This window comes from Sulfuricurvum sp., from assembly GCF_041651515.1.
Lineage (GTDB): Bacteria > Campylobacterota > Campylobacteria > Campylobacterales > Sulfurimonadaceae > Sulfuricurvum.
Genome location: NZ_JBAZJF010000007.1, coordinates 14560 through 40461 on the forward strand (window position 1 = coordinate 14560; position 25902 = coordinate 40461).

The 25902-nt window shown below is 44.7% G+C and carries 20 protein-coding genes and 1 tRNA gene; 9 read left to right on the forward strand and 12 right to left on the reverse strand.

Annotation, left to right across the window (positions count from 1 at the left end; all coding sequences use genetic code 11):
• Nucleotides 1–17: 17 nt before the first annotated feature.
• From WC407_RS11845 to WC407_RS11885, 9 genes are all read right to left on the reverse strand, one after another.
• On the reverse strand, nt 18–218 hold the full coding sequence (locus WC407_RS11845; protein ID WP_373022870.1) for a hypothetical protein: 201 nt from the start codon (nt 216–218) through the stop codon (nt 18–20).
• Between the two features lie 87 nt (nt 219–305).
• The gene (locus tag WC407_RS11850; protein ID WP_373022871.1) at nt 306–1076 is read right to left on the reverse strand and encodes a DUF4214 domain-containing protein; all 771 of its coding nucleotides are present in this window, start codon (nt 1074–1076) and stop codon (nt 306–308) included.
• Between the two features lie 111 nt (nt 1077–1187).
• Nucleotides 1188–1937, reverse strand: coding sequence for a transposase (locus WC407_RS11855; protein ID WP_373022872.1), 750 nt, complete (start codon nt 1935–1937; stop codon nt 1188–1190).
• 530 nt (nt 1938–2467) lie between these two features.
• A complete protein-coding gene (locus tag WC407_RS11860) occupies nt 2468–5935 on the reverse strand; it encodes a DUF4214 domain-containing protein (RefSeq protein WP_373022873.1) in 3468 nt (1155 codons plus the stop codon).
• A gap of 210 nt (nt 5936–6145) precedes the next feature.
• Entirely contained in the window at nt 6146–9448 is a 3303-nt protein-coding gene (locus tag WC407_RS11865; RefSeq protein ID WP_373022874.1) for a glycosyltransferase, read from the reverse strand.
• 27 nt (nt 9449–9475) lie between these two features.
• A complete protein-coding gene (locus tag WC407_RS11870; protein WP_373022875.1) occupies nt 9476–10393 on the reverse strand; it encodes a class I SAM-dependent methyltransferase in 918 nt (305 codons plus the stop codon).
• A complete protein-coding gene (locus WC407_RS11875) occupies nt 10380–11606 on the reverse strand; it encodes an ABC transporter ATP-binding protein (RefSeq protein WP_373022876.1) in 1227 nt (408 codons plus the stop codon). Before WC407_RS11875 ends, WC407_RS11870 begins: the two co-directional genes overlap by 14 nt.
• Nucleotides 11603–12394 (reverse strand): ABC transporter permease, encoded by a 792-nt coding sequence (locus tag WC407_RS11880; protein WP_373022877.1) that lies wholly within the window; start codon nt 12392–12394, stop codon nt 11603–11605. The genes WC407_RS11875 and WC407_RS11880 overlap by 4 nt, the downstream gene beginning before the upstream one ends.
• Nucleotides 12391–13560: a glycosyltransferase family 4 protein gene (locus tag WC407_RS11885; RefSeq protein WP_373022878.1), complete on the reverse strand. Its 1170-nt coding sequence runs from the start codon at nt 13558–13560 to the stop codon at nt 12391–12393. Before WC407_RS11885 ends, WC407_RS11880 begins: the two co-directional genes overlap by 4 nt.
• A 123-nt stretch (nt 13561–13683) precedes the next feature.
• Here WC407_RS11885 and gmd point away from each other — a divergent pair, with 123 nt between their 5' ends.
• From gmd to WC407_RS11900, 3 genes are read left to right on the forward strand one after another with little or no spacing between them, the layout of a single operon-like run.
• Entirely contained in the window at nt 13684–14718 is a 1035-nt protein-coding gene (gene gmd, locus WC407_RS11890) for a GDP-mannose 4,6-dehydratase (RefSeq protein ID WP_373022879.1), read from the forward strand.
• The gene (locus tag WC407_RS11895; protein ID WP_373022880.1) at nt 14702–15592 is read left to right on the forward strand and encodes a GDP-mannose 4,6-dehydratase; all 891 of its coding nucleotides are present in this window, start codon (nt 14702–14704) and stop codon (nt 15590–15592) included. The genes gmd and WC407_RS11895 overlap by 17 nt, the downstream gene beginning before the upstream one ends.
• Nucleotides 15589–16908 (forward strand): sugar transferase, encoded by a 1320-nt coding sequence (locus WC407_RS11900; RefSeq protein WP_373022881.1) that lies wholly within the window; start codon nt 15589–15591, stop codon nt 16906–16908. The genes WC407_RS11895 and WC407_RS11900 overlap by 4 nt, the downstream gene beginning before the upstream one ends.
• A 2-nt stretch (nt 16909–16910) precedes the next feature.
• On the opposite strand, the gene WC407_RS11905 is transcribed toward WC407_RS11900, so the two are convergent.
• The 3 genes from WC407_RS11905 to pstS form a co-directional block, all read right to left on the reverse strand.
• Nucleotides 16911–16987, reverse strand: a tRNA-Thr gene (locus WC407_RS11905).
• A gap of 99 nt (nt 16988–17086) precedes the next feature.
• Complete coding sequence (locus tag WC407_RS11910; protein ID WP_373022882.1) at nt 17087–18589, reverse strand: hypothetical protein; 1503 nt, start codon at nt 18587–18589, stop codon at nt 17087–17089.
• 290 nt (nt 18590–18879) lie between these two features.
• Complete coding sequence (pstS, locus tag WC407_RS11915; protein WP_373022883.1) at nt 18880–19875, reverse strand: phosphate ABC transporter substrate-binding protein PstS; 996 nt, start codon at nt 19873–19875, stop codon at nt 18880–18882.
• A 143-nt stretch (nt 19876–20018) separates the two neighbouring features.
• Between pstS and WC407_RS11920 the strand changes: the two genes are divergently transcribed.
• The 6 genes from WC407_RS11920 to pstA are packed head-to-tail and all read left to right on the forward strand — an operon-like array spanning nt 20019 to nt 25898.
• Nucleotides 20019–20690: a phosphate uptake regulator PhoU gene (locus WC407_RS11920; RefSeq protein WP_373022884.1), complete on the forward strand. Its 672-nt coding sequence runs from the start codon at nt 20019–20021 to the stop codon at nt 20688–20690.
• A 23-nt stretch (nt 20691–20713) separates the two neighbouring features.
• A complete protein-coding gene (locus WC407_RS11925) occupies nt 20714–21388 on the forward strand; it encodes a response regulator transcription factor (RefSeq protein ID WP_373022885.1) in 675 nt (224 codons plus the stop codon).
• Nucleotides 21382–22791, forward strand: coding sequence for a sensor histidine kinase (locus WC407_RS11930; protein WP_373022886.1), 1410 nt, complete (start codon nt 21382–21384; stop codon nt 22789–22791). Before WC407_RS11925 ends, WC407_RS11930 begins: the two co-directional genes overlap by 7 nt.
• On the forward strand, nt 22788–24161 hold the full coding sequence (locus WC407_RS11935; RefSeq protein WP_373022887.1) for a CCA tRNA nucleotidyltransferase: 1374 nt from the start codon (nt 22788–22790) through the stop codon (nt 24159–24161). Before WC407_RS11930 ends, WC407_RS11935 begins: the two co-directional genes overlap by 4 nt.
• A 46-nt stretch (nt 24162–24207) precedes the next feature.
• Nucleotides 24208–25059: a phosphate ABC transporter permease subunit PstC gene (gene pstC / locus WC407_RS11940; protein ID WP_373022888.1), complete on the forward strand. Its 852-nt coding sequence runs from the start codon at nt 24208–24210 to the stop codon at nt 25057–25059.
• Nucleotides 25056–25898: a phosphate ABC transporter permease PstA gene (pstA, locus tag WC407_RS11945; RefSeq protein ID WP_373022889.1), complete on the forward strand. Its 843-nt coding sequence runs from the start codon at nt 25056–25058 to the stop codon at nt 25896–25898. The genes pstC and pstA overlap by 4 nt, the downstream gene beginning before the upstream one ends.
• Nucleotides 25899–25902: the final 4 nt, after the last annotated feature.

The following is a 25902-nucleotide window of genomic DNA, read 5'->3' on the forward strand; positions in this document are numbered from 1 at the left end:
AATAATGGGGATCCCCATTATTTTTTTGCTCTTTTTTTAGGTAAAAGCGAGACTAAGGTTTGCGCATAGGCATTACGCGCTGTTTGCATAATTGCTAGCTGTGCATTTAAATCGGCTATTTTTTGATCTACTACCTGAATCGATGCAATTTGTGCTTGTGCATCTTCGGTTAAATCTTCTAGCGCATACTCTTTATTGTCAATGATAATTGCTGACATACTGCTCCATTTGAATATTTTAAAAGTTTTAAACCTTTGATAAAATCATATCAAAATAATTATAAATATATTTTAAGTCCTTCTGTACTATGCCACCGTATAGTTCGTTAACGGTACGGTTGAGAGATAATTATCGACCGTTGGTGCACTCTGCGCTACGTATTCGTTCGAATTTGAAAATTCGACGATCATATTCCCTCTGTCGCTGGTTTGATTGATTGTGTTCAGCCAAAAATCGTACCCCGCCTGATCCGCGCCCCGATGTAAAATATTCTGATAAAGGAGATTGACAAAATCCGCATTCGATACACTTGCTCCGTACATATTTTTAAACTCTGTCGAATCACTGAATGAACGAGCAACGTCTTGTACTGATATTCCCGTGTTTCCTGATGTTGTAGATGCCATAGAGTTGACCCAGTATGCCAAGCCGTCCGAATCAGGATTTCGACCTAATAGAGCACTGTAAAAACGTGTCACCTCTTCTTGATGCTGTCGCACTTCGATTGCTGAGTTAATACTCATAGTTGTATCCGTAAACTGTACTTGCTCTACCCCACTTAATGTGTCTTGAGATGTACCATGCGTAACGGTATAGGTTCCATCCTTATTGTCATGAATTGTAAATTCGTTACGATTGCCGGTATAGACTGCCGTATCTGTACCTGCTCCCCCTATGAGGGTATTGTTTCCTGCACCGCCGGTCATTATGTCGTTGCTGCTTGTGCCATTAAGCGTTTCGTCTCCGCTGCCACCGGTAATCGTAGAAGTTGCATTTGTATCCATAGTAAACGAGAATGTACCTGTAAGTATTTGTCCTGATGTATTATTGCTTAGATCATTGGTACTTGTATCCATTTTGTCCCCTTAGTTCTATATCTATTGCTATATTAGGCTATTAGTATGAATTTTGGATGAAAATTGAAGATGTAAATAGTGTCCGACACTATTGCATTACTCTTTACTATGTCAATACGAATTATTATTTACTATTTTATTGACCGTCATTCTTGATATATCTAAATATTTTGCTATATCTGAGTGTGTATAGCCATAACGGTATGATTGACGTATTTTATCGTTTCTCTCTCCTTCCACTTCAAAAAAGGATGCTAATGAGTGTTCTAATACCTGTTTTGATACATTTTTATTGGTACGATGCACTTTATAGACTGATTTCAGCCATTCATTTTGCAATGGAGTATCCATAAATTCACGGTAGTCACTCAATCCCATACTAACAATTTTAGACTCTTCAAGGAGGAAATGGAACGGGTGATTATCAGCAACCATGAGATGATAACTCTGGTAAGGATAGTTTTCAATGTGCGCGGCAATGCCTGCTGCAATCGGATTACGTTCAATATATTTGGCAACCGTCCAAAATTGTGTTTCATCAAATACAGGAAACGATTTGAACCGACCCTGCCATAGATGCCCTGATCGCTGATTCACACTGTTAAAATATTTGGAATAATTGACATTGAGGTGCTTGAGTGCCTCAGACAAATTATCGGTAAGCGTTTCTAGCAATATATGATAATGATTACTCATCAAACAAAAAGAATGAATTTTTATACCGTATTTATCTGTTAAATCTGCCATAAGCGACATAAACTTTTGATAATCGGCATCATCTATAAATACATTGCGGCGTTCTACCCCGCGATTGATGACATGATAGATACCTGTTTCATTGTATCGAGGTGGGCGGGGCATTTAATCTCCTTGCAGCAGTTGATTACTATACAAAGTACAAAGGGTGCCTGACGCCTTTATCTCCTTTATATACTATTCTTGTGAGACTTTATAAATACCAAAAAACATAACTGTAATAAAAGCCATAATCGCTACTACGGTTGCAGCAATTGCTAAATTCATCATAAATCCTTTATCTCTTTAGTTCGTTTCGAAATCATATTATGGCACCAAACAAGAGACTCAATAGGACTCTCAAGGTATTCAATATTTCTTTTACTTCGTCTAATTTACCCATGTAGATATTATATCAGAAAGAGATAATTTTTAAGAGAACAGACATTATGTGAAGCGAGAGGAAGTTTACAAAAGGTGCCTGACACCTTTATCGGTACTAGCAGCAGTTACAAAAGGTGCCTGACACCTTTATTTTACTATTTATTTACATGAAATGTATTAAACGAAAAAAGCCCCACCAGCTCCTAAGAGAAAGTGAGGCTTTAAGTTTGAACTAATGTTCAGTTCTACTCGAAAGGAGTAGAAAAGAGCGATTAGTGAAGTACGATTGAACCTGCAGTATTAAATGTTGCATGGCTTAGATCTACTAGTCCAGTCAATTTAACAACAGAGTCATTTCCAGCTGTAAATGTTGCAGCTATATTGTTGTTTTCAACAACATAAGTATCTCCAGAGTACTGGAACCAGCTAACAGCATGGTCAGCAGTAGTAGAAGCAGTAGCTGCATCAAGTAATACTGCAAATGTTGAAGTTGATAATGCAGTAATTGCAGTTGTATTAAAGCTAGCTGCAGCTACACCTGTGAATACAAGTGTATCACCCACATTAAAGTCTGTAATCGTTGAGTAAGAGTTACTATCTGTTGGAGTAGTAATGTTGAATGTATCATTACCACCGTTACCAGTCATAGTATCTGCTTTAGCATTTGATGTAAATGTATCATTTGCACTACCACCGATTAAAGTATCAGCTTTAGCACCACCAGCAATTAATGCATTGTGCGCAGTTGCAGAACCTGTTACAGTTTCAGCAGTTGTTCCAGCAGTTGTGTATGTTAATCCACCAGTGTTTGCAGAAGCATTTACAGATGTAACTGCCGTAGCAGTTGTCGTATTTAACGTTAATGCTGCGTTTCCACTTACAGTGATTGAAGTAGCTACAGATGCTGAATCAACAAAGTTCATTGTATTAGCATGAGCAGTTGATGTTAATGTTGTGTAGTTAGATGCAATAGCAACTGTTGTAATATGAGCATTAGTTGCAGTTGTAACTGCATCTGCCATATTACCTGTCGTATCATTTGAAGTCATAGCAATGTTTAAAACATTTGAAGCTGTAGAAGCAGTTGTAGCATTAAGAGTTACAACAGCAGCTGTTGCTGTATCAAACGCAATAGTTCCACCAGATGCCATATTAGCTAATGTATGAGCACTAGTTCCTTCATCTGTTACATAATTATATGCACCAAGAACTGAAAGGTCAATAGCACCTGCACCTGCTCCAGTAAGTGTCAAGTGTTCAAATCCTGTCACAAGAGCAGCAAATGCTGTTGAACCAGATGCAGTAGCGGCAGTTGCCTCATCCATAGACAGCGTATCTGTACCCGTTCCACCAGAAATGGCAGCAGTTGTAGTACCAGTACCTAGAACAAATGTATCATCACCAGCACCAAGAGAAATAACTTTTGAAACATTTCCAGATGCAGTCACAACATCAGCACCTGAACCACCTTCGTAAGTTGCTTTTGTTGCATCGATAGTAGCAGTAACATTTCCAGATGTTGCAGAAGCATTGAAATCTGTTAAACCAGTTCCTGTAAATGTACCAGCGACAGAAGCAGTTCCAGTAACAGTTACAGTTGTAAGTGCATTACCAAGTGCAGTACCTGCTAAAGTAACTTTGTTAGTACCTGCAACAGTTAATGTTTGTAAGTTAGCATCAGTTACTGTCAATGTTGAATCTGCAGTTGCAGTTGTTAAGTTCAATGTTTTGATCTCAGCATTAGCATCAAGGAACGTACCAGCAACATTGTTAATAGTCATCGCTAATGCTGTATTTGTTGGAGTAGTTGCTGCATTTGTCAACGTGATGTTTCCACCATTTGTTGCAGAAAGTGTTGTCAACGCATTGTCAGCAATTGTTGCACTGCTGTAACCGTTGATTGTCGCAGTTGTGATTGTATTAGCGATAGTAGCTGAAGCTGCATTTGAATCAGTAATTGAAACTGAACCAGCAGTAATACCAGCAACACCTGCAGTTGCAGCTGTAGCAGCAGAACCTTGAGTTATTGTTAATGCTGGAACTGCAGTCGCAGGAGCAGTTTGACCTGTACCAGTGAAAGCTAAGTCAGCAACATTTGAGTTTGCAGTTGAACTTGTAAATAGTAGAGTGTTAGAACTTGTTCCAGTTGCTGCACCTGTTGACCATCCTGAGAAAGTACCAGTATAAGTTCCTAATGTAGAACTACCAGTAATATCACCATTCGCTATATTTGCGAACGCAGCAGCAACTTGAGCAGCTGTCATCGCACCAGTAGCAGTAAATGTTAAACCACCAACAATAAGAGTTTGACCAGCCGTCAAATTAGAGAAAACAACACTTGTTGTCTCAGTAACACCTGCAACAGCTACTACAGTATTTACAGCAGCAACAGTTTTAGCTTCATTTACAGTAACAGAAGTTGTAGAAGCACCACCAGTTACTGCAACGTTACCTTGAACAATCGTACTATTTGTTGAAGTAGTAGTCATAATTCCTTGTGCAGCAGTTGTAGTTACATTTACAGTTGTTCCACCTTTAACAGTGATATTTCCACCTGTAGTGTTTGATGCAGCTGCAGCTGCATTTGTTAAGTTGTCAGTAACAGTAATTGTACCAGTTGGAAGATCTGTAGCAGCTCCACCGTTACCTACAGTGATTGCTCCTGTTGTAGCACCTGGATTTGTAGCAGTTGCAGTAACAGAAACATTAGTACCACCATCAATACCAATAACATTTGCACCTTGTACTGTATCAGTTACAGTAATTGCACCAGTAGCAACAGTAGTTGCACCTAGAGTAATCCCTGCTGAACCCGTACCGGCAGTAACTGTTTGTGTTGAACCACCATCAATTGCTACAGTACCCGCAACATTAGAAACATTAACCGCAGTTGTAGCAGCCGCAGTCACTGCCGCAGAAGTTGCTTGAGTGACGTTTACAGCTGTTGTACCCGTCCAAGTTGTTGAATCTAGTGTCAAAGCTCCTGCAGCACGAGCATTAACTGTTTCTACACCAGAAACCGTTACGCCTGCGATAGCAGTAGTATTCAAAATGGCAGCAGATACAATATTCAATGTGTCAGTACCTGTTGTACCGTTGATTGTGTCAAGCGCAGAGAAAGTGCTTGCTGCTTTTGTAGTGCCATCCGTTGTATCAAGTGTTGCATTAATTACGTCGTTACCAGATGTACCGGCGATCGTATCAACACCTGTAGTAAGTGGGAAAGTTGTACCTGTAATGATTGCTGCTGTCGCTGCCGTAGCTGCTGTAACAGTCGCTGTATCTGAAGTGATATTTGCCAATTGAGCTGTTGCAGAAGTCGTATCAAGGTTATTCAATACTGCACTTACTGCGAATGTTGCTTGGTTTACGATTTTAGCACCGTCTGTGCTGCCGTTTGTTTGTGCTGCATTCAACATAGCGTTCATCAATGTCGCGTGAGTCAATGTACCGTCTGTCAAGTGACTTACCCAGAACGTAGAACCTGCTGTATCTGCTGCACGTCCAAAAACGTTTGTATAGATAGCATTAACGTATTCTGCATTTGTTTGGAATGCAGGGTATTTTGCTGTGTATTCTGCAGAACCTGCGAATCCTCCAGCGATTGCATCCAATGATGCACCTTTATTAGCGTAAACGTCAGTCCAGTAAGCTAGACCTGTAGAATCAGGAACACGATTGAATGCTGCGATGTAGATCTTCGCGATTTCTAAACGTGCTGTTGCAATATCGATTGCCATGTAAATCCTTTATGGTTATGTAATGTTGATGTGCGCACATCGAGTTAACAACTCTCGATGGTGCTGTATTATCCTATAACATCTTTTAATCTTTGCTGAAATATATACCTTACCCGCCAGAATGGTCTATTAAAGGTGATTTTTTAGTATATTTTAATGTTATCAATCCCCTAAAGCTTTCCGCATGAATGCGGAAGATGAAGAACGATGTTACGCGCCGATAGGGAGCAGAGCAAGAAGTTTTCGGGCGCTTGTTTCCCATGACTCGTAGGGGAGCGACGCACTCGAGGGGGTCGAGGGGTCGACCAACCATGCCCGTATGGCATCGGCGAGCTGATCTGGGGTATCGGCGTGAAAATAGGCTGCATGGTCTGCGGCTACTTCGCGGAATACGGGGATATCCCGTACAAGGAGCGGGATCGCGTGCTGCGCGGCCTCGATGAGGGGGAGTCCGAATCCTTCTCCATAGGAGGCTGCCAAGAGGAGGGTCGAGGCGGCATAGAGGTGATCGAGCAGTTCATCGCTCGCCCCTGAAAACCAAAAGAGGGATCGGTTGCGGCGGGGGTGAGTCTCTAGTTTTTGGATCAGCTCCTCTACCTGCCACCCTTTTTTCCCGACGATGACGAGCTGAATCTCTTCGCCGGCTTCCCACAATATCTCCATTGCCGCGAGGGCTTGCGCATGGGCTTTTCGCGGTTCGATCGTCCCGACCATCAAGATGATCGGAGAGTGCGTGAGGGAGGAGAGGAGCTGGTGTTGCTCTGCTGTGATCCCCCGCGTGGGGGAGCTGTTTTGGAGATCGGCTCCGAGGGGGAAGGACGCGATCGTGAGCGGCGAGGTGCGCGACTGCGGATGCTTTTGCACCCAGTCGCGTACATCCTGCGCAACCGATTCGGAGATACACTCCAGAGCCTCGGAATATCGGGTGATGATCCCCAGCCATGAGAAAAACTGCGGATAGACATCGGCGGGGAAAAAATGGGGATAGCGAAGGGGGAGGATGTCGTACACGACAAAATGGATTTTGACCCCTTGGGCGTGCATCTGCTCAAAAAGGTGCGGATTTTGGGAAATATGGCCTACGTAGAGATCAAGTCCTAAAAAGATGTCCCCCTCTCCCATTTGCGCTTCCTCTTCTGAGAGTGGAGGGAGGGAGATGTCGAGCCATTTGTGCATGAAGGTGTGGGCATGGCGATAGCGCCCCTCGACGAGACGAACCGGCTCGATACGGTACCCTCTAGGGGTATCTTGGAGGTAGCGCAAAATACTGCGAACCACCCTCTGTATCCCGGTGCGGAGATCGTGAGAGGCGACATCGGAGATATCGACGAATATTTTAGGGGGGTGCTTGGGGGTGAGCAAAGAGCGCAGTGAAGAGGGATCGAGGGGATCGTGTTGAAGGGCGCTGCGGTAGTGGGCATAGGCTCCATGAACGTATCCCTCTTCGATGGCATCTCGGTATCGGCGTGCAACGTCGCACGGGTTATGATGGCGTTTGATGTACTCTTGCGCGGCTCGTCCCACCTGTTCACGCAATAGTGGACGGCTGCGAATCTCTTCGAGTGCCATGGAGAGGTGCGGAAGGGTAAATTCATCCGGCAGCCGGATAAGGGTATCTTCGGGGAATTCTGTCATCGTACCGTGGGCATTGACCAAAAGGGGACGCCCATAGGAGAGGGCATCAAACGCGGCTGCGGAGGTTTCACCGCGTGAGTTACGGCGCAACTGTACAATAAGATCGGACGCGCACAGATAGTCGTCATAACGATCGGTATATCCGGTAAACGTGACGGTAGAGCCTTGAGGGAGAGATTCTTTCAGAGATACGAGTTCCTCGGCATACACGCCCGAGGGGAGTTCTCCGACAAAAATGAGATGGGCTGCTCTGTCTCGGCACAAGGAGCTCTCTTTCCATGAAAGGAGGAGCTCACGAGAGCATTTGGAGTGTCCGATAAATCCGAAGGTGCAGACTAGAAAATCGTCTTCTTTGAAGCCCAATGCCGTTTTGGCTTCCAGAGGGGTGAGGGGGTGCTCTGGAAGCTCTTTGGGGAACGGGATTTTAGCGCGGTGCGGGGTGTGTAGGCGCGAAAATGAGTATTCGGAGTGAACCAAAACGGTGTCGGATTGAGCCATAAGGGTTTGGTTGAGCGGGTATCGGATAAGGGTTTCGTGGATACCGTGATCTGCGAGGCAGTGCAGTGCCTCATACCCATGGTCATCAAAGAGGTGGCGTTCGATGGAAGCGGTCGGATTTTGCTGTATCAGCGAATGGTATAGCCCTCCTAAAAAGAGGTCGTGCAGTACCACTGTTCCCGGAAACCGCTCGATCAACGGGAGCATCCACGCATGGTAGTGGGAATTGCCAAAATGGTAGAGGTGGCGGTCGAGCGCTGAACCGTGGGAAAGGTGTTCTTCTGCGGATCGAACGGTCACCGAAAAGGGGAGCGGCTCTGAAGAGGTTTCACACACGACGAGGAGGGTATAGTGCTCTTTTAACGCCGCAAGGAGGCGAAGAGCGTAATCGGCAATCCCGCTTTTCGCCGGAGGGAGCGGCGAGACAAATACCAGACGCGGTTTGTCTGCGGGGTCGGAAGAGCGGAAATTGGCACGATCGGCAAGGATACGTCCCAATAGAGGTGATTGCGCCGTTGGGCGACGAGAGGCGATGATTTTGTCTCGAAGGGCGTATGCCTGACGCATGAGATAGGGGGAAGCGACCAAAAGTGGCTTAACCTTTGCCATCATCCATGGAATATCGGTGATGCGTCTGCGAATTTTTCCTGCAAGACGCAAGGGGTAGAGTATACGCCATGAAAAAGAGTGGGTAATGAGATGGAGTTCATGGCTCAGATTTTGATGCGCTTTATGCGCTTTTTGATAGTCCAGTCTGGCTTTTTTGATGATTTTATCTTGGGTACGGATGTGCTCTTTTAACTCTTCTAGACGGCTCTCTCTTTCCCACTCCTCGTATCGGATGTAGTGGTCTGCACTCGGGGAGGGGGGGGTGAAACAGCGTGCACGTTCCGCGTGTTCGTGCGCGAGATAAAAACGGTTTGTCCCGTCGGAGTAGACGAAGGTGTAGCCGTGACCTATCAGCGTCGGTTCGTATGCGTCATGAAGCTCAATCGCTTCAAGAAGGATGATCCACGGTCGGAAACGGGTTAGATCGAGATGTTCGAAGATCCCTTTTTTCGCCTCTTCTCGCGTGATTCTAAGGAAATGGATGTTTTCGGGGTGAAGCTCTTCGAGCAGAGCGGTGAGGTCGGCGCTCTGCTGCAATGTGTGTTCCCACATCCGATGGGATGAGAGTTTGCTGAAAGAGGATTCAAGGGTGGGAACATTGATCCCCCTCCACCCTTTTTCATACAATAGGGCTGTCGCTGAGTCCATCAAAGGATCGGAGGCTCCTATATCGAGGTAGAATCCTCTGCGGATATCGTGCAATACCCGATCAAGGAGGATATCTTCCGAATTTTTTGCATAGGAGATGCGCGGGGTAGGAGTTTGTACCATCAGTTATCTCTCTTTATCATCATGCTTTTAGCGAGTCAAAATTTTTTTTACTTTTCTGGCGAACGACCCAAATCCGCGCAGCGGTGCCGTCCATCGCCATGAACGGCTGTGGAGCAGTGATTCCAAACCTCTTTGGGTGTCTTGGCTGAGGATGCGAGCCTGCCGTGCCTCTTCGAGTGCGTGTGAAAGAGCCCCTGCTATACGCTGATCGTATCGGCTGATGAGCTCTTCGAGACCCAGTCCGTATTCCTCGGAAAAGGGAGCATCAAAACGGGAAAGTATCTCCTCGGATGCGCCTTTTTGAGCGACGATCGCGTAATCGGGGCTGACACCGAACATGACGTCGAGCAGGTTCGGTTCGGATGAGGCACGAAGCTCTCTCGTTTCCTGAAGGCGGAGTATTTTAGCCCGATGGAAGCCGTAATGTTCCACCATAAAGGCAAGAAGCTCCTGCGGAATCGGTTTAACGTGGGTGGGATCGAGATAGAAGCCGGATGTTGCGACCACAATATTTTCCGGATTAGGGGTTTCGAGGATGAGTATCCCCCCCGGCTTTAGTACCCGAAGAGCTTCTTGGATGACGCGCTGCAACACCTCAAAAGGGAGATGTTCGACAATATGGAATCCTGAGATGATCGCCCTACTCTCATCGGGTAAAGCAGCTAGAGCGGAAAGGGCATCTTTTTTTTCGACATTCAGACGGAGCTGGGTACATGCGTGCAGCATTCCTTCGTCAAGATCAACCCCATAAGGATCAAATCCCTGCTCTGATAGCAACTCCAGCCATTCTCCCCGTCCGCATCCCAAATCCAATGTTTTCAGATCCTTGTCCGACTGTTTCAGTGCCATGATAAAAGGGAGATAAATCTCTAAACGGGATTTTATCAGTTCACGGCCCCCGCGATGTTTGTCCTCAAAAGCACGGTAAAAATTAGTGTCCGACATGGGTGTACCTCGATGTGGATTCTATCCAGCAAATTCCTGAAAATTGTTCTTTTGATGTATTGATCACTTCAAAAACCAACGCTTGATCTCTCCATTCGTAGTTGGCGGCCAAATGGGTATCCTGTGCATGAACAGCTACCGTCACGGAATACGATCCTGTGCCGAAATTTGCATCAAAGGAGAAGGTGTACTCAAATACATCCCCCTCTTTTGCTTCCGCAACGGCTTGGTGCAGATGATAGGTATTGGTTCCAAATACCGCCTGCCCCAAACGGTCTCGAATCATATAGCCCAGTACTAATTCCGGGATATCCTGTAGTACTTTTACCTGAATTCTCAGCTCAACCGGATCGCCTACGCTGATGAGTTCTACCTTCTCCCCTCGGATGTTGTACAAGCCGATCTCTCCGATTTTCGCCTCTCCCGATCCGGAGATGGTTTGTACTTTGCCGTTTTCGAGTTTGATTTGTTCGACCGAAGCGTTTTCTTTATCGGAAATGAGTGCATTGTAAAAGTCCATAACCTCTTCGGGATCGCCGTCTTTGATAATGCGCCCCTGTTCAATCAGAATGGCACGATCACAGATCGATTGGACGGCGCCCTTATCGTGAGAAACAAATAAAAGGGATGTCCCCTGCTCTTTTAATGCTCTAATGCGTTCAAAACTTTTGTGCTGGAAGTATTGGTCTCCTACGGAGAGGGCTTCGTCAATAATCAAGAGATCGGGGGTAAATGCCGTAGCGATCGCGAACGCAAGACGCATTTGCATTCCGCTGGAATAGATACGAATCGGTTCATCAAAATAGTCTCCGATTTCGGCAAAATCTCTGATTTCCTCCATCACCGCTTCGATTTCATGAAGGGAATGTCCCATCAAAGAAGCGGTGTGCCGTGTGTTCTCTCGACCGGTCAGCTCGGGTGAAAATCCCATTCCCAATTCTAAAATAGCGGCGATACTCCCATACCGTTCAATCGTCCCTTCGGTCGGTCGGATGATCCCCGCAATCATTTTGAGCAAGGTGCTTTTGCCTGCACCGTTTTGTCCAACAATCGCAATGGTCTCTGCTCGCTGCATCGAAAAGGTAATGTCTTGAAAAATCGTATGAAACTCTTTTGGCTGGAAGGAGGGGAAAAACCAAGAAGCGATACGACGCCACTGCGATGTGTAGTGAAAGTATTTTTTGGAAAGACCCGTGACGCGTAAAATACTCATAGAACCTCCATCATTTCATTTTTCGCTTTTGCGAGCAATCCAAAGGCTATGAAGAGTAAAGCAGAAGCTACGAGCGCTACAATAAGTACCGATGAAAATGCCGGAGGGAGTTTATATAAAAATACATTGTGGTACATCGAAAAGAGATGATAGAGGGGATTAACTAAAAAATATGGATGATAACGCTCAGGGATGATCGAAATGGTATATACGATGGGGGTAAACCAATATCCAAACTGGAGCATAATCGGCATCATTTGACCGACATCCCGAATAAATACGTTTAACACGCCCAAGGTCAATCCAATACCCACCGCCAACAGTGTCGTCATTAGAGTCAAAAAAGGGATCCATAGAATCATCCAACCGATATTATGATCGAGGAAAAAGAAAACGATCATCACGGAGAATAATAAGAAAAGGTGATTCAGCCATGCCGAACCTATCGAAATCAACGGAAAAGCAACAATGGGGATCGACATTTTTTTAATCAAAGGGGCATTATCTACGTACAACGTCAAAAGACGCATCACAATATCCGAAAAAAGAGACCATGCGGTAATGCCGGTGACGAGATAGAGCGCGTATGCGTGTGTGTTGTTAACACCCGGCAGTTTGGAACTCATAATAGAGGAGAGGATAAAAGCAAAAATTGCGACCTGCAGCATGGGAGCGATACCTAACCACAAGATACCTAATTTACTCCGAGACAAACGGTTCGAAAGCTCATTTTTAACCGATGAGACGATAAAAAAACGGAAAAGCCAAAGTTGTTTTAATCGCATCATCGTGCGACCTGAGCGAAGAGTTCTCGAAGCTGTCGTGTCGAATCGTCCCATGTTTGGATATGCGGGAGTGCACAATGCGCTGAGGATGGAGGGGTAAGCGGTGTGGATGAGGCCATCATTGCCCTGATCGCCGAAACTATCGAATCCACGGAAGAGGGATCGGCATACCATGCACGATTCCCTCCCACTTCAGGCATCGAGCTGAGGGATGATGTGATCACGGGAATAGAACTTTGGATCGCTTCGGCGACGGGCATACCGTACCCCTCATACAACGAAAGATACAACAGTGCACTTGCTCCGTTGTAAACGAGGGGAAGATCTTCTTGGGGGATATAGCCTAAACGTATAAGCACTTTTTCTTGCTCCAAAGGGGTAATCAACGGTTCCAAATCATCACTCAACCATCCGGGAGTTCCAACCAAAACCAAGGGGAAATTTTGACGTATTTGCGGTTCCAGTCGTGTGTATGCCTGTAAAATATTTTTTAAATTTTTACGCGGTTCAATCGTGGCAACGCTGAGAAAATAGTTTGTCGGAAGGGGGTATTTTTGTCGTATTCCGATGAGTTCATTCTCACTGCGGGGATGAAACTGTTCCGAAGTACCCGGAGGTATAATCGCAATTTTCTCGTGCGGCACCGTAAAAACACTCTGAATCTCATCGTGTGAGAAACGGGAAATGGTCAAAACGGACTTAGAATTTCTCAGAGCTTTTTCCAAACCGGAACGAAGTGCATTTACCCGATCGAGTGGATGAAATTGCGGATAATGGATGTAGGAGAGATCGTAGATCGTCACTATCGTCTTACCCTCAAAATAGAGGGGAAGGTAATTCGTCTCCCAATATATATATTCACGCAATGATGCCATTTTACGGCGGTGAATCCAATGCAATGATTTACGATACGCTGATCGAACACCGGGAAATTTAATCCATTTAGCGAGTAATGATGATGTCGAGCCGGATGCAGAAACCGTATTTAAAAGGTTGAGAATATCTTCTTTTTGCAACCAACGATGATAATAGAAACCCTGAATATCAGAAATCGAGGGATCTTGCAACAACCGGACTAATATTTCGCGCGTGTAATGCCCAATGCCCGTCAACGGTGGGCGCAAGGGGGAGAGATTGATAACAAGAGAAATAGCCGTTTTTGTATTCATTGCTTGATTTTACCATAAGAGAACTTCTAAAGTGCAATTTTATCCTGTTGATGTAGGGATAATTATACACATTTAACCCCTTGAACGGTATAATCTTGTTTAGTACAACTATGAGGACACTATGTGAAAAAAGCAATTATTACAGGGATAACGGGTCAAGACGGTGCTTATTTAGCGGAATTACTTTTAGAGAAGGGGTATGATGTTTATGGAACTTTCCGACGAACCAGCTCCGTCAATTTCTGGCGTATCGAAGAGCTGGGAATCGAATCTCATCCGAATTTACATCTGGTCGAATACGATCTGACCGACCAATCCAATACGGTTCGGATGGTGATGGAGATTCAGCCCGACGAAATTTATAATCTAGCGGCTCAAAGTTTCGTAGGGGTGTCGTTTGACCAACCGGTTGCTACAGCACATATTACCGGACTGGGTACGGTACATTTGCTCGAAGCAATTCGGATCGTCAATCCAAAAATACGTTTTTATCAAGCCAGCACCTCGGAGATGTTCGGAAAAGTGCAGGAGATTCCTCAAAAAGAGTCTACCCCATTTTATCCGCGAAGTCCGTATGGGGTAGCCAAGCTGTATGCGCATTGGATGTGTATCAACTATCGTGAAAGTTACGGTATTTTTGCTGCCAGCGGTATTTTGTTCAATCATGAATCTCCTCTGCGCGGCCGTGAATTTGTCACCCGTAAAATTACCGATGCCGCAGCTAAAATCTCACTTGGAAAACTGGATGTACTGGAGCTGGGTAATCTTGATGCCAAACGAGACTGGGGATATGCCAAAGAGTATGTCGAGGGGATGTGGCGAATGCTCCAAGCTGACGAAGCGGATACGTATGTCTTAGCAACCAACCGAACCGAAACGGTACGTGATTTTGTCTCTATGGCATTTAAAGCAATCGGAGTGACATTGGCATTTAGCGGAAGCGGAGAGGATGAAATCGGTATTGATACCGAGAGCGGCAAAACACTCGTACGAATCAATCCGAAATTTTATCGCCCTGCAGAAGTAGAGCTTTTGATCGGTATCCCAGCGAAAGCGAAAGAGTGTCTCGGATGGGAACCGTCAACGACGCTCGAAGAGCTGTGCGCCATGATGGTTAAAGCTGATTTGCGAAGGAATACCGTTGGCTTCAGCTTCTAAACGTCTACTAATTACCGGGATCGAAAGCTTTACGGGCCACTATGTCCGTGATCTCTTCGAGACACATGGGTATGAGGTATACGGTACCGTTTTTAGCGGTGCGAAAAGGGATAAGATTTATCCTTGCGATATCACAAACAGTGATGCAATCAACGCTGTAATATCCGAAGTTCGTCCCGATATTGTCATTCATCTCGCGGCTATTACGTTTGTTCCGGACGGAGATTCATCGGCTATCTATGATGTGAATCTTTTTGCTACGCTCAATCTTCTCGACGCCTTACTCAAACACCATAGTTCTGTTAGTAAAGTTATTTTACCGAGCACTAGCAATGTGTATGGCAATATTGCGTTGGAGTCTATCAGTGAAAATGAGTGCCCGCAACCCCTGTCTCATTATGCGTTAAGCAAATATGCGATGGAGCAGATGGGACGAAATTATTTTACGCAATTGCCCATTATCCTTACGCGACCTTTTAATTATACGGGTGTTGGTCAAGCCGAGCAGTTCATCGTTCCTAAGATCGTGGCTCATTTCCGTGCAAAAAAACGTATACTTGAACTGGGAAATATCGATATTTATCGCGACTTTTCAGATGTTCGGGATGTTGCTCAGGCTTACCTCATTCTGGCTGAATCTTCGTTATCCTCCGAGGTCATTAATATTGCATCCAATACCATTTATTCCCTTCGTGAAATCATTACTATCGCTGAAAAAGCGAGTGGACATCATCTGGATATTGTCACCAATCCTGCCTTTGTCCGCGCCAATGAGATCCTGCGTCTGGGGGGTGATAATACTCGCCTTCGAAATCTTGGCTGGTCGCCCGTCTTTGAGATAGAGGAAACCATCGCCTGGATGGTAACTCCTTGAAAGAGACTATCGCCAAATTTATTCTCATCTTTGTTGATGTTTTAATGATCTTGATCGCCCTAAGTGGAGCCTTTTATCTGCGTCAACTCTTAAGCGGTTCATTCAATACCCCGCCGCCTCAAGATATTCAACTTTATCTTCAGATGGAGGTTATGTATGGCGTCGTTCTTATCGTTATGTTTTTCGAGGGCATCTACACCAAACGATTTGATTTTTGGCAAGAACACAAACGGATCGGGCAATCTCTCGCCATTGCTTGTCTGATTGTATTGGCTGTTTTGGCACTTCAAAAAGAGGCGGAGCATTACTCTCGATTTATTCTCGTTACCTCGTTTGTTATGATGTTTGTCCTCTTTCCCATCGAAAAATTTCTAATGAAACGGTGGCTTCACAAAGCGGGGCTATGGCGTCGTGAAGCTTTGGTGTTGGGAGAAGATCCTTTTTTTGAACGGGATGTTTTTGACAATCCTTATTTAGGCTATGTCAAAGGGGATGAAGACTCTTCAAAAACACTCTTCATCGCTTCGGACTATCGCGGCGTTGGAGAGATCGAAACGATTCTGGACGGAAGTGTGAAACGTAATCAAGAGGTCATCTTCATCCCCCTGATTAAAAGTTACGATTTTTCAGATTCCTATATTATTCATCTCTTCAATGCCCGTGCCAATCTCGTCGTTTTGGAAAATAAACTTCTCAATCGTTTTAATCAATTGATCAAGGGGGGGAGTGATTATTTCATGTCCCTGCTGTTGCTGCCGCCGACACTCATCGTTATGGCCCTCATCGCCGCCATGATCAAACGGGAAGAACCGCAAGGGAGTATTTGGTTTGAACAGATTCGGATGGGGCGGGATGGCGAACCTTTTGTCTGTTATAAATTTCGAACGATGCGTGAGGATAGCGATGCTTTACTCGCAAGCTATCTCATGGACCACCCTCATGAGATTGCCAACTATACTGTCTATCATAAATATGAAAATGACCCGCGTATTACCAAAATAGGGAAATTTTTGCGTAAAACATCCCTTGATGAACTGCCGCAGATTTTCAATGTACTGAAAGGGGAGATGAGTCTCATCGGTCCGCGTCCTTATATGCCCGAAGAACGGATCAAGATAGGTGAAAAGATTTCGATGGTTTTAGCCGTCAAACCGGGTATAACAGGTCTATGGCAGGTTTCAGGGCGCAGCGATATCGATTTTTTGAGCCGTGTCACGCTGGATGTATGGTATGTCCGCAACTGGAGTCTCTGGACTGATTTTGTTATTTTTGTTAAGACGATTAAAGTGGTAGTACGACGTGAAGGGGCTTTATAAGGTGGTGCCGGCACGAGGATTTGAACCCCGGGCCTATTGATTACAAATCAATTGCTCTAGCCAACTGAGCTATGCCGGCATAATTTGAAGAGCGGTATTATATCCGGTAGTTTCTTAAATTTATGTTTTTTGGATTCCCGCCAATGGCGGGAGAGGGGGAAGAGAGGAGTTAATCGGCTTACCAGTTAATTTCAGCAGTCAACATCCAACTTTGTTTGTTGAAAAGGTTATTTGCTTCAATTCCTGATGCAGATGAGATACCAGTAAGAGGATTAACAATCGTTGTATCCTTTGATTTAACGGTTTTTCCGTTTGCGATTAATGTTACGTTTTTATTCAATTCATACGCAACACCGTAGATATACATTGATGCATCACCGACATGGTTAGCATTGTAAGCATCCGCACTGTTTAGACCTGTTGTAGCAGAACCCGCTGAATATTTTGTTTGAAGATTATCATAACGACCAATAATGGTCCAATCTTTGATTGGTCTGTATTCACCGTTAATCGAGATTGTTTTGTAATCCACTTTTTTGAACGTTGGAGCAGGGGAGTCCGAATAATTATAATTATCTGAATTATCAGCATATGAAGCTGCAATAAGGAATGCCGGTTGATTGTACACAGCATGGAACATATACCCATTTCGATCTTTTCTATTTGGATTACTGGTAATACCGTTGAGAGTTTCATACGTATTTGAAACATCTTTATTCATTAATCCAGAAAATGAAAGGTTAGCATACGTCTCTTCGGTTCGTTCGTATTTACCCACTCTTTTACCATTCCCGTAAAGGTGAGCAGTCAAACGCATTTCTCCTGAAAGTCCATTGTTAACACCCTGATTATTTTTATACCCTTCACCATTGTAAAGACCAATTTCACTTGTAAAATAATCCGTTTTGGTATTAAAGTCAACACCAAGATCGGCTGATGGGAAAATACCAGGAGCAGCTACTTGATAGCCAGCAGTTCTAAGGTCTGCCGTATGGTTGATAGGGGCCATTTGATTTTCAAGAACCGTTCGGTTAAGTGAACGATATCTCCATCCATTATGCTCCTCATAGTCGATCCACGGACGGTGAGCCATCCCGATTTCAACGCCTGTATACGGTAATACTTTGTCCAAATAAAGATAAGCATATTTGACATAAACGTTTAATGCTGATCCACCCCCGTTTGAAACACCATTATTGACAGTAGCAAGATACGGGTTAACATCGTAACCGTTTTCACGTGTCATATCGAGAGTTGTGCGGAAAAAGTCGGTATCGTTTACAAATGCTTTTGCCGTCACGTAATTTCGGCGTAACTCAAAGCCCGTCATTGTGTCTGAACCGTTAGCCAGATTCGTGCCATAATGCTCAGATGTCAAACCGACGTAAGATTCGCCGCTGAATTGGATTTTATGCCCAGCAAGCTCCGTAGTAACACCGGTGTTACCTGTTTTAACAACTTTTTTCATTGAATCTTGGTATTCCGCCAATTTTGACGCTTGATCACGGTCAGCCATATCAACGGTTTTCGCATCGACAAAGTCACCCATCTCTACGCGGCCTGCAGCCGGACTTGTAAACACTTGACCTGTTTTAGGATCACTGTAAAGGGTCATCGTGTCCGCATAAACCACACCGCTCATCATCGCCGCAGCAAGGGCGGATAACGCTACTTTTTTCATATAATGCACTCCTGTAATTAAGTGGCGTCATTGTAGAAAAATTACATTACATGAATGTTACATTACGAAATGGTTACGATAAGGAAAATGAATATAAAACAGATTGTTTCGGATAATGAAAACCCAAATCCGAATGCATACGCTAAGACGGACTTGAAAAACTTAAGGAATTGACGAAGGAGAGAAAATGAGTGTGCCAAAAGGCACCTATAAAAACACACAATGTTCTTATAGGTACCTTTGCATGAGTACCGTAGTGCAGCTAAAGGGTTGCCCCTTCAGCGTTCAAATTATTTAGACTCTCCCCAGTACTGACGAACAAGATTGGTCGTCTCAACCGGAAGTGGGATGTAGCCGAGTTTTACTGCTGCCGCATCACCGTTACGGAAGGAGTAGTCGAAGAATTTGATGACTTCACCGTTTACCTCCGCTTTTTCGCGCGGCAAAAGAATAAACGTAGCCGCTACGATCGGATAAGCATTGTCTTGCAAAACCAGTGAGCTGTAAAAATGGTCTTTTTTACTCCATTTGGCTTGTTTGACTGCATCTTGAAAATGTGCTGTTGTAGCCGTTACCCATTTACCTTGAGCCGTTTGCAACGTAGCCGCAGAGAGATGGTTTTTCTCTTTATAGGCATTTTCGATATAACCGATAGAATAAGGAGTTTGTTTGATAAGGTTGGTTACCCCCTCATTCCCTTTTCCACCGACTCCAGTTGCCCAGCCAATCGCTTTACCTGTACCATATTTACTTTTCCACATTTTAGACGCTTCGCTCAAATAGTCTGTGAAAACATAGGTTGTCCCCGATCCGTCTGAACGGTGAGCAACGATAATTTTTTCTGCCGGAAGTTTTACTCCTGCATTATCCGCTGCGATGGCTGCGTCATTCCACATTGTAATTTTACCGGCGAAAATATCGGCTACTACGCTGTTTTTAAGCTTGAGCTGTTCATCTGCGATACCCGGGATATTATGTGCAACAACGATAGAACCGATAACAGCAGGAAACTGCCACAATTTTGCAGCATCCAGCTCTTTAGGGGTCATTGGTGCATCGGTTGCACCGAAATCAACGATACGTTCACTCACTTGTTTAATACCGCCGCCTGAACCGATAGACTGATAGTTGACACGTGTGTGGGTCGCTTTTTGGTAATTGTAAGCCCAGTCATAATAACATGGAGCAGGGAAAGTCGCTCCCGCACCGTTGATTTTTTCAGCTGCGATCATCGATGTCGCCGCGATAGCCGCGATCATTAAACCTTTGGTTACTTTACTTAGCATTGGATGGTCCTTGGTATTTGATGAGCGCATTGTATAATTGTCGGGTAACGAAAAGATTACAAAGTCCCTAGCAGTTCTGTAATCACTCTGTTATAAAGGGACGTTATAATCGCGCACTATCATTCTATAAAAAAAGGCACCTCATGCTTCCACGCTATGAAAATAAGCTCAATGGGATCCGTTCAATGATCTCGGCACTTTTATCTCAAATCATCCACTCGAGCGAAGATACCCTCAGTGCATTTGAAACCAATCAAGGAGCACTTTACGAGAGTGCTCGCAATCACCTCAAAAATCTCCAAACCGATGCAAATAAAATCGACAACGAGATTATTAAAACCTTTGCATTATTCGGCCCGGAAGCGGACGAGCTCCGACTCCTTGTTGCGTATCTAAAAATGACCAATGAACTCGACCGTATCGGTGATGGAATGCGCAAATACGCAAAACGACTCGAAGAACATTGCAAAGGGGGATGCGATCTCAGTGTTATTACCAACACCATCATTCAATTGCACAAAACGACCCTCCATGCGCTACAATACATTCACAAATGTTTGGAAGCCAAAGAGCTTTGCGATGCCGATGATCTTTACCGTACGGTAATGGTCGAAGAGTCTAAAAACGACGATCTCTTCTCCATTATGGAAAAAGAGCTTATGACCCTTATTATCAGTTCCGGCGAACTCTCCGTCGAATACGTCAAAGTTTTAGGAACCCTCCGAAAATTAGAGCGTTCGGGAGACCGTGCTGTTAATATCGCCGCCCTAATGCTCTATGCGCAAAATGGCGGAGAGATGCAAATTTATAACTAATACCCTGCTATCGGAGCCAAACCGTGGATGCACTTATACTGATCGTCGAAGATGAACAGGACATTTTAGAGTTAATGGAGTATCACCTCGCGAAAGAGGGATTCGAGACCATCGGATTTTTAAATGTTAAACACGTTCAAGAAGCCCTCGAAGAAGAAGAGGTCGATCTGATTTTAATGGATCGCAATCTTCCCGGAGCCGAGGGGAGCGAATTCGTTGAATCGCTTCGTAAAAAAGGGATACATACCCCGGTCATCTTCGTAAGCGCCAAACAAAAAGATGAAGAGATTGAGCAAGGATTTGAGCGGGGAGGGGATGATTATATCACCAAGCCCTTTAGTATGAAAGAGCTTGTTTTACGGGTTCGTGCCGTGCTTCGCCGTACCAAAAAGCTCTCCTCTCTGGGGGCACTATTGTATCGGGATATTTCACTTAATCTTGCCTCACGTACGGTTACCATCGAGAAGGAAGAGGTTGAGCTTACCAAACTCGAATTTGATCTCCTGCACGCCCTTATTACCAACCAAAATATCGTTTTGGATCGTGATTTTCTCCTTGAAAATGTATGGGGAAGCGATGAAGTGTATCAAGATCGAACCGTAAATGTTGCGATCAACCGTCTCAAAGAGAAAATCGATCCCAATAAAACCAAAGAGTATATCAAAACCGTACGGGGAGTCGGATACACACTGTGCTAAGAATCCATCAGCTTTTTTTTCTAAATATATTAGGACTTTTTACCGCTGCATTACTGGTTGCTTCCGTTATCAGCTATCTAACCCTCAAAACTATGATCATTGAGGATGGGGAAAGCGATTTAGTACGAAGTATCTCTCTTCTTGAGCCTCTCGTTATCGCATCTCATGACTTAGACCGCTTTGCTGCAGAAACGGCAAAAAAAACGGCCTACCGGGTAACCATCGTCAATGAGAGCGGTGTCGTCATTGCCGAGAGTAATGCCAACAAAAAGAATATGGAGAACCACTCCGGACGAATCGAAATAATGCATGCACTGACCGAGCCGTACGGCGTGACTATTCGTTATTCCGATACACTAAAAACCAATTTTATCTATGTCGCCAAAAAAATCACTACTCCGCAACAAACCCTCTTTTTTCGCCTTTCAATGAGTTTAGATAGGGTCATGGACCATTTTTACACCTTATGGCTCAAACTCTTTGCCGCCTTTTCGGTTTTAATGGTTTTTTCTCTCATCATCGCGTATAATATCTCCAAAAAAGCTCGCCATGACATCACCCAAATCACCCGATATTTGGATGATATTTCGGCCAAAAATTATAAATCGATCCTCAAACCCGAATATTTCAGAGAGTTTTTACAAATTTCCATTTTACTGAAAAATTTGGTCAAAAAACTTCATAATAGAGACAAACAAAAACGGAAGCACACCGCCAAACTCCGTCTGATTAACAAGCAGCAAAACGATATTCTCTCTGCTATCAGCCACGAGTTTAAAAATCCGATTGCGGCGGTTATGGGGTATGCTGAAACGCTTCATGACGATCTGAATCTTGATCCGAAAATCCGAGAGCGTTTTCTCGCTAAAATACTCTCAAATACCCATAAAATAACCCTGATGCTAGACCGACTCGCCTTATCGGTCAAGCTCGAAAATAACGACCTTAGTATCAAACCGACCCTGTTTGATCTATCCGAAATATGTGCGGAAACCGTTTCGGTACTCCAAGCTAAATATCCTCAACGACGTATTCTCTATAACGGTATCTCCAAAATGGTCTATGCCGATAAAACAATGATCGATCTTGTGATCGTCAATCTCGTCGATAATGCACTTAAATACTCCGAAGAAGAGGTTACGATTACCCTTACGGAAAAAGATCTCAGCGTCACCGACAGAGGGATAGGAATTGCCCCTGTCGAGTTGGATAAAATTACCTCTAAATTTTATCGTGTCCAAAAAAATCGGTGGGATAACTCAATGGGATTGGGACTCTCCATCGTCAGCTATATCCTTAAATTACATGAATCGAGCCTTACTATCGAGAGTACACTGGGCGTCGGTTCAACCTTTCGTTTTAGTCTTGATTCACTTACCCAAAAAGCTCTGCTTAAAAAATGATCCCCTTTCCTACGGCTGTATCACCCCTGATAGATGCGTTAAAGGATCACAACATTATCCCCATCATAGTCGGCGGATATGTCCGTGACGCCCTTATCGCTCATCCAACCCATGACATGGATATTGAACTTTATGGACTAACCTCACTAGAGGAATTAGAGGTTATTCTCAAACCTTTTGGAAAGCTCAATGCCGTCGGCAAAAGTTTTGGTGTCCTCAAGCTCTCCTATCAAGGGCTTACTATCGACTTTTCCCCTCCTCGGATAGAATCCAAACACGGTGCGGGACACAAAGGGTTTGAAATAGAGTGGTTTAGCGATATCGACTTTGCTAGGGCTGCCCGACGGCGTGATTTTACGATCAATGCCATCGGCTATAATCCGCTAACCAAAACGTTATTAGACCCATACGGCGGCATAGAAGATTTAAAGAACAAACGTCTTGTGTGTGTCGATAACAATACGTTTGTCGAAGATCCGCTCCGAGTATTGCGCGCAGTACAGTTTGTGGCTCGTTTTGAGTTGACATGTGATGAGAATCTTTTACGTCTATGTCGTGATATGATTTTAGCAGGAGCGCTCAATGAATTACCGAAAGAGCGTATTTTTGAAGAACTGAAAAAACTTCTCCTCCTTAGTAATCGCCCCTCGTTAGGTTTGAATCTCCTTAAGGAGATGGGGGGATTAAGCTTTTTTTCTCCCCTTGAAAAACTCGAAACCACTCCGCAAGACCCTGTGTCTCATCCCGAAGGCTCCGTTTGGACACATACCTTGATGTGTGTCGATGAAATGGCACACATGCGCACCAAAGAGAACAAACGCGACATAGTTTTGATGTTAGCAGCATTATTACACGACATCGCCAAGCCCTTTACAACAATCGTTATTGAAGGGGTTCTCAATGCCCCCCATCACGCCGAGAAAGGGATAGAGATTGCGCGGCAATGGCTAATGCATATTACCGATGACAAATCCCTTATCGAAGGAATTTTACCGCTGGTTCGCTATCACGGAACGCCGAGGAAACTTTACCGTAACCGTGCAAGCGACAGCGATATTCTCCATCTCAGCACACACGTATGCATCAAAGATCTACTTCTTATTTCACGTGCCGATTTTTTCGGCCGTTTATTTGTCTCTGCTCTCCCTGAAAAGCATGATGCGGGAGCATGGCTGTATGAACGCGCATCCGCACTCAACGTTCTACACGCTCCCCCTCCCCCGCTCTTGATGGGACGAGATTTAATTGCTCTTGGATTAACCCCCTCTACGCGATTTAAAACCCTTTTGGATGGGGCCTACGAGGCTCAGCTCAACCAAGAATTCACCACCTCCGAACAGGCTAAAGCATGGCTCGTAACGCAGTTGTAATCATCGTGTAATATAATTGCCAACATTTTTTGCATCAAGGCTAGGCATGATTGATAAAATCTTCTTTAACATGACCCGCACCAGCGCCCTCTTAATCCTGTTTATCGTGGCATGGATATTTGTGGTACTTTTCAACCACTCCACCGAAGCGATAAACGCATTTGGATTTGATTTTATCACCCAAGATGAGTGGGCGCCTAATCTCGAAAAATTCGGAGCATACGCCGCGATTTTCGGTTCGGTTGCTTCGACATTTTTAGCGATGATCCTCGCTATCCCCGTAGCGATCGGGGTAGCTATTTTCCTCAGTGAAATCGCTCATGATAAAATCAAAGGGTTCTTTGGGGTGAGCGTCGAACTTCTCGCCGCTATCCCTTCTGTTATTTACGGAATGTGGGGATTGTTTTACTTCGTCCCAATCATCCGTGATATCTTCGGTGGATTGGGTATTGGCTTGCTCAGTGCGGGGATTGTACTCGCAATCATGATTCTCCCGTTTATGGCGGCTGTTACCCGAGACGCGATGAACACTACCCCTGATATTCTCAAGGAATCGGCATACGCTCTTGGCGGTACACAATGGGATGTTATCAAAGACGTTATTATCCCTTACGCTAAAGCCGGGATCATCGGTTCGCTTATCCTCGCTCTTGGACGCGCAATCGGTGAAACGATGGCGGTAACCTTTGTCATGGGGAATGTCCACAAGGTACCCGGTTCGATCCTCGATCCGACAACCTCCATCCCGGTGACTTTGGCAAATGAGTTCACCGAGGCCGACACATCCCTCTATTTTTCCAGCCTTTTCGGTCTAGCTCTAACATTACTCATTATGAGTTTTGTTGTTATTGCCGTCGCAAAATTTTACTTTTTACGTAAAGTGAGGAAAGGACAATGACCTCTACACAAAAACGGGTAATTATTAATAAAATTATCCTAAGCCTATCAACACTCAGTGCGATCATTGCTCTAGCTTTTTTATTTTGGATTCTAGGTGTTTTGGTCATGAAAGGGATGAGTGCCCTAAATTGGAATATCTTTATTTACGAGGGGGCACCTCCCGGATACGCTGAAAGCGGTCTAAAACATGCCCTTGTAGGTCAGGCGATTTTGGTAGCTATGGCTACCGCTATCGGCGTACCACTCGGTATTTTGGCCGGAACCTATTTGAGTGAATATGGCAAAAACTCCAAGCTCGCCCATACGATCCGAGATATTTCCGATATTATGATGTCTGCACCCTCAATCGTTATCGGTGCTTTCGTCTATGCGATTGTCGTTATGCCGATGGGGCATTTCAGTGCATGGGCTGGAGCCATCGCCTTAGGGATCATCATGATTCCCATTATTTTACGCACTACCGATGATATGCTTCAACTCGTACCGGGAACGCTTCGCGAAGCGGCATTTGCCCTTGGAGCACCCAAATACAAAGTGATTATGGACGTCGTTTATCGCGGTGCCAAAGCGGGGATTTTGACCGGTGTCTTACTCGGTATTGCCCGTGTCGGAGGAGAGACAGCACCGCTACTCTTCACGTCATTCAATGATAACTTTTTCACCACCGATCTGAATGAAGCGATGCCTTCACTAACGGTTACGATGTTCAATTACGCCACCAGTCCGTACGAAGATTGGCAACAACTGGGATGGGCAGCCGCCTTTATCCTCTCAATGTTTATTTTGGGTCTCAATATTGTGGGACGACTTATTTTATTCGCCGGAAAAAGGAAATAACGTT